Source organism: Actinoplanes sp. NPDC051411, assembly GCF_040682075.1.
In the GTDB taxonomy this organism is placed as follows: domain Bacteria; phylum Actinomycetota; class Actinomycetes; order Mycobacteriales; family Micromonosporaceae; genus Actinoplanes.
The window spans coordinates 26,063-33,824 of sequence record NZ_JBFBAD010000040.1; the positions used below are offsets into that span (position 1 = coordinate 26,063).

6 protein-coding genes and 1 pseudogene are annotated in these 7,762 nt (G+C 72.1%); 2 read left to right on the top strand and 5 right to left on the bottom strand.

Annotated features, from left to right (window positions below; genetic code table 11):
- Positions 1-10: 10 nt before the first annotated feature.
- The gene (locus AB0M88_RS22660) at positions 11-2,488 is read right to left on the bottom strand and encodes a Tex family protein (protein WP_364105233.1); all 2,478 of its coding nucleotides are present in this window, start codon (positions 2,486-2,488) and stop codon (positions 11-13) included.
- A gap of 96 nt (positions 2,489-2,584) precedes the next feature.
- Here AB0M88_RS22660 and AB0M88_RS22665 point away from each other — a divergent pair, with 96 nt between their 5' ends.
- Entirely contained in the window at positions 2,585-3,634 is a 1,050-nt protein-coding gene (locus AB0M88_RS22665; RefSeq protein WP_364105235.1) for an alcohol dehydrogenase catalytic domain-containing protein, read from the top strand.
- Here AB0M88_RS22665 and AB0M88_RS22670 read toward each other — a convergent pair.
- The gene (locus tag AB0M88_RS22670; RefSeq protein ID WP_364105325.1) at positions 3,612-4,571 is read right to left on the bottom strand and encodes a LuxR C-terminal-related transcriptional regulator; all 960 of its coding nucleotides are present in this window, start codon (positions 4,569-4,571) and stop codon (positions 3,612-3,614) included. The genes AB0M88_RS22665 and AB0M88_RS22670 overlap by 23 nt on opposite strands.
- A 64-nt stretch (positions 4,572-4,635) precedes the next feature.
- Between AB0M88_RS22670 and AB0M88_RS22675 the strand changes: the two genes are divergently transcribed.
- A complete protein-coding gene (locus AB0M88_RS22675; RefSeq protein WP_364105237.1) occupies positions 4,636-5,355 on the top strand; it encodes a protein phosphatase 2C domain-containing protein in 720 nt (239 codons plus the stop codon).
- A gap of 354 nt (positions 5,356-5,709) precedes the next feature.
- Here the strand turns inward: AB0M88_RS22675 and AB0M88_RS22680 are convergent, their stop codons facing one another.
- From AB0M88_RS22680 to AB0M88_RS22690, 3 genes and pseudogenes are all read right to left on the bottom strand, one after another.
- Positions 5,710-6,633: a homocysteine S-methyltransferase family protein gene (locus AB0M88_RS22680; RefSeq protein WP_364105239.1), complete on the bottom strand. Its 924-nt coding sequence runs from the start codon at positions 6,631-6,633 to the stop codon at positions 5,710-5,712.
- 16 nt (positions 6,634-6,649) lie between these two features.
- Entirely contained in the window at positions 6,650-6,940 is a 291-nt protein-coding gene (locus tag AB0M88_RS22685) for a DUF1905 domain-containing protein (protein WP_364105241.1), read from the bottom strand.
- Positions 6,934-7,762 (bottom strand): annotated as a pseudogene (locus tag AB0M88_RS22690) (hypothetical protein); the annotation flags it as partial. The pseudogene AB0M88_RS22690 and the gene AB0M88_RS22685, both read right to left, overlap by 7 nt.

Consider the following 7,762-nt stretch of genomic DNA (forward strand, 5'->3'; position numbering starts at 1 on the left):
CCGGTATTGACTAGTCCCTGGTCAGGCCCGCTCTCCGGAGAGCTTCGGCCATCTCGCTGTTGATCGGAGCCGACTGCCCGCCCCGCTGTCCGCCACCCTGGCCGCCGCCTTGGCGCTGCTGAGCGCCACGGCCCTGACCCTGCCCTTGACGCTGGCCGCCCTGGCCGCCTTGACGCTGGCCGCCTTGGCTGCCTTGACCCTGGCCGCCCTGACCCGGGCCGCCCTGCCGGCCTGGCTGGCCGCCACCCTGCCGCCCCGGCTGGCCACCGCCGCCCGGCCGCTCGTCGCGCGGCCGCCGCTCGCGGGCCGGCTCGTCGGTCAGCCGCATGGTCAGCGAGATCCGTTTGCGGGCCTCGTCGACCTCGAGCACCCGCACCTTGACCACGTCGCCCGACTTGACGACCTCGCGCGGGTCCTTGACGAACGTGTTCGACAGCGCCGAGACGTGGACCAGGCCGTCCTGGTGGACGCCGACGTCGACGAACGCGCCGAACGCGGCCACGTTGGTGACCACGCCCTCCAGCACCATGCCCGGCTTGAGGTGGGAGATCTTCTCGACCCCCTCGGCGAAGGTCGCGGTGGTGAACTCGGGCCGCGGGTCACGGCCCGGCTTCTCCAGCTCCTTGAGGATGTCGGTGATCGTCGGCAGGCCGACCGTGTCGGTGACGAACTGCTCCGGCCGGATCGCCTTGAGCAGCGGACTGTTGCCCATCGCCGCCTTGAGGTCGGCGCCGGCGCTCGACAGGATCGTGCGGACCACGGGGTACGACTCGGGGTGCACGCTCGACGCGTCGAGCGGGTCGTCGCCGTCGGGAATGCGGAGGAAGCCGGCGCACTGCTCGAACGCCTTCGGGCCGAGCCGGGCCACCTTCTTGATGTCGCCGCGGGTCCGGAACGGCCCGTTGGCGTCGCGGTGCAGCACGATGTTCTCGGCCAGGCCGGCGCCGATGCCCGAGACCCGGGTCAGCAGCGGAGCCGAGGCGGTGTTGACGTCGACGCCGACCGCGTTGACACAGTCCTCGACCACCGCGTCGAGCGAGCGGGAGAGCTTCATCTCGGACAGGTCGTGCTGGTATTGCCCGACCCCGATCGAACGCGGGTCGATCTTGACCAGCTCGGCCAGCGGGTCCTGCAGGCGGCGGGCGATCGAGACCGCGCCGCGGAGCGAGACGTCCATGCCCGGCAGCTCCTGGGCCGCGTAGGCCGAAGCGCTGTAGACCGAGGCGCCGGCCTCGGAGACCATGACCTTGGTCAGGTTGGCCTCCGGGTGGCGCTTGATCAGGTCGGCGGCCAGCTTGTCGGTCTCGCGCGAGGCGGTGCCGTTGCCGATCGCGATCAGGTCGACGTTGTGCTTGCTGGCCAGGGCGGCCAGGCGGTGGATCGACTCGTCCCACTTGTTCTGCGGCACGTGCGGATAGATCGTGTCGGTCGCGACGACCTTGCCGGTCGCGTCGACCACGGCCACCTTCACGCCGGTGCGGAAGCCCGGGTCGAGGCCCATCGTGCTGCGGGTGCCCGCCGGGGCGGCGAGCAGCAGGTCACGCAGGTTGGCCGCGAAGACCCGCACCGCCTCGTCCTCCGCCGCCTGCCAAAGCCGCACCCGCAGGTCGGCGCCGAGGTGGATGAGGATGCGGGTGCGCCAGGCCCAGCGGACCGTGTCGAGCAGCCACTTGTCGCCCGCGCGGCCCTGGTCGGAGATGCCGTTGCGGCCGGCGATGCGGGCCTCGAAATTGCCCTCCTCGCCCTCCGGCGACGGCTCCATGGTCAGGTCGAGCACGTCCTCCTTCTCGCCGCGGAACATCGCCAGGATGCGGTGCGAGGGGAGCTTCGCGAACGGCTCGCCGAAGTCGAAGTAGTCGGCGAACTTGGCGCCGTCGGTCTCCTTGCCCTCGCGCACCTTGGCGACCAGGCGCCCCTTGGTCCACATCTGCTCGCGCAGGTCACCGATGAGGTCGGCGTCCTCGGCGAAACGCTCGATCAGAATCGACCGGGCACCGTCGAGCGCGGCGGTCGCGTCGGCGACGCCCTTCTCGCCCGCCTCAGGGTGCTCGGTGAGGAACGCCTCGGCGGTCGCGCGGGGGTCGAGCGCCGGGTCGCCGAGCAGCTGGTCGGCCAGCGGCTCCAGGCCGGCCTCGCGGGCGATCTGGGCCTTGGTGCGCCGCTTCGGCTTGTAGGGCAGATAGATGTCCTCCAGCCGGGCCTTCGAGTCGGCGGCGAGGATGGCCTGCTCCAGGGCGTCGTCGAGCTTGCCCTGCGACCGGATCGACTCGAGGACGGCCGCCCGGCGCTCCTCCAGCTCGCGCAGGTAGCCCAGGCGCTCCTCCAGGGTGCGCAGCTGGGTGTCGTCGAGCGTGCCGGTGACCTCCTTGCGGTAGCGCGCGATGAACGGCACCGTCGCGCCGCCGTCGAGCAGCTCGACCGCCGCGGTCACCTGGCCCTCGCGGACCCCGAGTTCCTCTGCAATGCGCTGATGGATCGCTGTCGTCACGTCGTCGATTCTTACCGAGCCCCCCGGCCCTTGTCGCGCCGCCCCGCTCGATGCATCGCCCGGTTCCCCCGGGGGAGCGGGGATAGGGTCGTATTTATGCAGGCAACCATGTTCTACGGCCCCGAGGACATCCGCTGGGAACACCGGCCCGACCCCCGGATCGAACTGCCCACCGACGCCGTCGTCCGCGTCGTCGCCGCCTGCGTCTGCGGCTCCGACCTGTGGGGTTACCGCGGCTTCCACCCCGAAGGCCCGCCGCGCCCGATCGGCCACGAGTTCGTCGGCGTGGTCGAGCAGATCGGCCGCGGCGTCACCACGCTGAAGCCGGGCGACTTCGTCGTCGCGCCGTTCGTGATCAGTGACAACACCTGCGTCAACTGCCGCAACGGCATCCACACCTCGTGCCTGCACCGCCAGAGCTGGGGTGGCACCGACCCCGACGGCCGCATCAACGACGGCGGTCAGGGCGAATACGTCCGGGTCCCGCTGGCGGACGGCACCCTCGTCGCGACGCCCGAGCCGCCGGCCGACGCGCTGATCCCCGGCCTGCTCAGCCTCTCCGACGTGATGGCCACCGGACACCACGCCGCCCTCAGCGCGGGCGTCGGGCCGGGCCGGTCGGTCGTGGTCGTCGGTGACGGAGCGGTCGGGCTGTGCGCCGTGCTGGCCTCGGTCCGGCTCGGTGCCGAGCGGGTGATCGCCTGCTCCACCCACCTCGACCGGCAGCAGGTGGCGACCAAGTTCGGGGCGGGTGACATCGTCGCCGAGCGCGGCGAGGACGCCGCCGCGGTCGTCCGCGACCTGCTCGCGAACACCGGCGCCGACTGCGTGCTCGAGTGCGTCGGCACGGAAGGCGCGATGGACCAGGCGATGGCGACCGTCCGCCCGGGCGGGCGCATCGGGTTCGTCGGCGTCCCGCTCGGCGGCGCCCAGCTGCACATCGGCCAGATGTTCGCCCGCAACATCACCGTCGGCGGCGGGGGCGCGCCGGTCCGGGCGTATCTCGAGGAGCTGCTGCCCGAGGTGCTCGACGGGCGGCTCGACCCGAGCCCGGTCTTCGACCTCCAGCTGCCGATGTCCCAGGTCGCCGAGGCCTACCGGGCGATGCACGAACGCCGGTCGATCAAGACGTTGCTCTGGCCCTGACATCGCGCTGCACGGCCCACAGCGCCGCCTCGGTCCGCGAGGCGGCGCCGGTCTTGCGCAGCAGGTTGGAGACATGCACGGTCACCGTCCGCACCGAGATCTCCAGCGCCCGGGCGATCTGCTTGTTGGACATGCCCTCGGCGATGCACCCGAGCACCTCCCGCTCCCGGACGGTGAGGTCGGCCTGCGGCCCGGCCAGGTCCCGCAGGCCCTCCGGACCCAACCGGGCCATCAGCTCGGTGATCAGGTACGGATTACCTTCGGTACGCCGCCAGACAGCCGAGGTGATCTCCACGGTCACGGCTTCCACCCCGTACGCGTGCCGCAGCAGCTCCCCGACCTCAGCCGGCGCCAGACCGCTGAGATGGTGCCGGATGGCACCCGGTCGCCCGGTGAGCCGGGCGAGCGTGCGGGCCGTGAGCTGGGGTGACACGGCCGCCTCGGGTGGCTGGCTGGTGACCAGGAGCAAGGCCGGAAGATCGGTCGCGGCGAGCTCGGCGACCAGGTTGAGGCTCGCCGGGTCAAGAGCATGAAGATCTTCCACCACGAGTACGGCGGGTGCGGCCTTCACCAGCGCGCGCACGGTCGTCACGGCGATGCGGAGCAGGGCGTCCGGCGTGTACCGCTCCCGAGGGACATCCGGGTCTTGTTTCAGCCAGGACAGGGCGTCCTGCGGTACGTCAAGTTGATCGGTGTCGTGCCGTTGCAGCGCCGCGGCCAGCCAGTCATAAGGCGCGGGCGAATGCACCCGGGCGGCGCCGCTGAGGACGTTCGTCGATCCGGCAGCCCGCAACAGGGCGCCGACCAGGGCACTTTTCCCTGTTCCGGCGGCACCTGTCAGGACGGCGGTGACCGGCTGTTTCTCCGCGCGCACGGTGTCGAGGGCCCGCCGCAACTCGTCGAGCGCGGGCGCCCGCCCCACCATCGGCACCGCCATCACCACCCAACACTACGTAGGAGGTACTAGAGACTTCTGCGAGGGTGTTTGGCAGTCTTGTGACATGACGCTAGTTGTCCGGGCGGTCGCCGCCACCGATCAGGGGCTGGTGCGGTCCAACAACGAAGATGCGGTGTTCGTCGGCAACCGCCTCCTCGTGGTGGCCGACGGCATGGGAGGCCTCCCGGCCGGCGAGCTGGCCAGCGACATCCTGGTGCAGGCAATGGGCGTGGTCGATGAGCTGCCCGACACCGGCGAGCCCCTGCAAGACCTGATCGCCGCCCTGCAGACCGCCAACGAGCGCATCGAGGCCGCGGTCGCCGACGACGACGCCCGCGACGGCATGGGGACGACCGTCACCACCCTGCTGCTGTCCGGCGACCGGGTGGCGATGCTCAACGTCGGCGACTCCCGCTGCTACCGCCTGCGCGACGGCTCCCTCAGCCAGCTCACCCGCGACGACACGTACGTGCAGGCGCTGGTCGACCAGGGCGTCCTCACCCCCGACGACGCCCGCCGGCACCCGCAGCGGGCGCTGGTGACCCAGGCGGTGCAGGGCGGCCCGTTCCGCCCGGCCGGCCGCATGATCCCGGTCCAGGTGGGCGACCGGTTCCTGCTGTGCAGCGACGGCCTGTCCGACTACGTCGAGGACAGCGTGATCGCCGAGACCCTGCGGTCCAACCCCGACCGCAAGACGGCGGCGGCCGAGCTGGTCCACCGGACGCTGGAGAACGGCGCCCCCGACAATGTCACCGTGATCGTCGCCGACATCGACGAGGTGTAGTGGAGTCGCTGACGGCCCACGCGGCGGATCTCGGAGTGGCGGTCCCGGACGGGCGTGGGACGGTCTGCGCGGGCTCTGCGAGCGGCTGGAGAATGGCCCGACGGTGTTGTCGCCCGGGGACACCTGCCCGGACCACAACGTGGACACGCCGCGCGGGCGGGTAATGTTGCTGGAGCGGCGCTCGGCGACGACCCGCCGCCCGCCGCCCGCCGACCCGGGCAAAGTCATGCCGCCGCGCCAGGCCTGATCCTCCACCGGCTGGCCGCGGCCGCCGCCCACCGGCCGGGGCGTCATGGGGAGCCACGTGAGCTGAGCGGTTTCGCGGCCGGCCTGCGGGCCGTCCAGGACAAAGCCTTAGACGTTCCAGAGGGCGGCGACGTGCCGGGCGTCGGTGCCGCAGCAGCCGCCGAGGATGGGCAGGCGGGGGAGCAGCGGTTCGAGCCGTCGGTGGCCGGCCGCCAGCGCGGCCGGGTCGCCGGCGTCGAGGTCGGTCGCCTCGTCGAGTTCGGCGTGACTCTTCGAGGAGGCGTTGTAGCGCATGCCGGCCAGCCGGTGCCGCTGCCCGCCGGACTCGGCCAGCCCGCGCTCGACGTGGTCGGGGTGGGCGCAGTTGACCAGGAAGTAGTCGGGGGCGGCGGCCGCGTCGACCTCGGCGATCGCCGCGCCCAGAGGGTGGCCGTCGGCCAGGCGGCCGTCGGTCTCGACCGTGAACGAGATCGCCACCGGGAGGCCGGCCGCCCGGGCCGCCCGGACGACGCCGATCGCCTCGCCGGGATCGGTCAACGTGTATGCCGTGACCAGGTCGGCCCCGGCCGCGCGGAACGAGTCGATCTGGGGGCGGTGGTAGGCGGCCGCCTCGTCCGGCCCCATCCGGCGGTCCGGCTGGTAGCCGTCGCCGCGGGGCCCGACCACGCCGCCGAGGGCGATGTCGGCGATGCCGTCCGCGTACCGCTCCCGCAGCTCCGCCAGCAGGGCGATCGCGGCGGTGTTGACCCGGTCGAGGGCGTCCGGGCCGTAGCCGAGCCGCTCGCCCCACTCCGGGTTGGCCCGCCAGGTCGGCGCCTCGAGCATCAGGCCGGCGCCGGCCCGCCGCGCGATCGCGGCGTAGCCGTCGTAGTAGTCGGTCAGCATCGCCCGGCCCTCGCCGGTCTCGACCAGCGGGAACGCGGCGAAGCAGGGCAGGTCGGCGCCGCGGTGGAAGATCAGGTCGGTCTCCATGCCGCCGTCGGTGACCGTGGGCCGGCCGGTCGCGTGGGGCAGGTTCGATGTTCTGGCCACCGCGAGGCTCCCTCCGCTAGTCGGCGTCGATGGTCAGGCTGACCGTGACTGTGTCGCCGACGTCGAGTTCCTCAGCTTTCCGCACCCAGGTCTTGATCGGGACGAGGTACGCGCCGTCCTTGGGCCACAGCGAGGTCGTCCACTCGGTGTCGCCGATGCTCGCGCTGACGGGGATCATGCCCCAGCCGTAGGTGACCAGCGAGGCGGCGGCCGCGATGTCGCGGCAGTGCGGCTCGGGCACGGTCACGAAGTGCCACGGCGCCGGCCCCCGCCAGAACCAGAGCTCGCCACTGAACTCGATCAACATGGCTGCGACGTCGCGTCACTCTTCAGGATCCGGTACGCCTTGTCGTGGCTCAGTGTGTAGATGATGTCCCACTGCGTACAGGTCTCGTCGGGCCGGTCCTCCGGCCCGTCACCCGCCTTCTGGTTGCTCTGAAAAGTGACCTCGGCCGCGAGCCCCTCGTCGGTGTCGTCGAGCGAGGTCAGCGTGACATGGGAGTCCGTGGTCGAGCGTGTGCCGTCGGCGAGCTCGGCCATGTCGCTCGCGTTGCCGGGGTCCGTCGTCCCGTCGGGGTCGAGCACCGAGGCGACGGCCGGGTAGTCCTTGGAGTTGATCGAGTTGAAGTAGACGTCGAGCATGGCGATGACCTCGTCGGCCCGGCCGTCGTTGAGGTCCGGGGCGGTGGCGACGATCAGTCCGCCGTCGGCCGGGTCGGCGCTGCTGGGGGCCGGTGCCGGGGCGGAGGAGCCGTTCGCGATGGTCGGGCTCGGGGTGCCGCCGCCGTTGTGGTCGGAGACCAACTGGGGAACGACGATCGCCGCGGCGACGCCGGCGCCGACCAGGAGTACGGCCGCGATCGTGATGACCCAGGGCGACGCGAGGCTGTTGCGCTGCGTGACTTCGATCGTGGCCGGGCGGATCGGATATTGAGTGACCGGCTGGGTCGGCGGGTGAGGGGCGGGCACGATCGCGCCGGCGAAGGGTCGCGTGGGCGCCGGAGTTCTCGGCCCGGCCGAGGCCGGCGCCGCGGACGTCGGCTGGGCAAAGGCCGGAGCGCCGGGAGTCAGGCCGCCGGGAGTCAAGCCGCTGGGGTTCGGGCTACCGAAATATTGCCCGCCGGAGCTC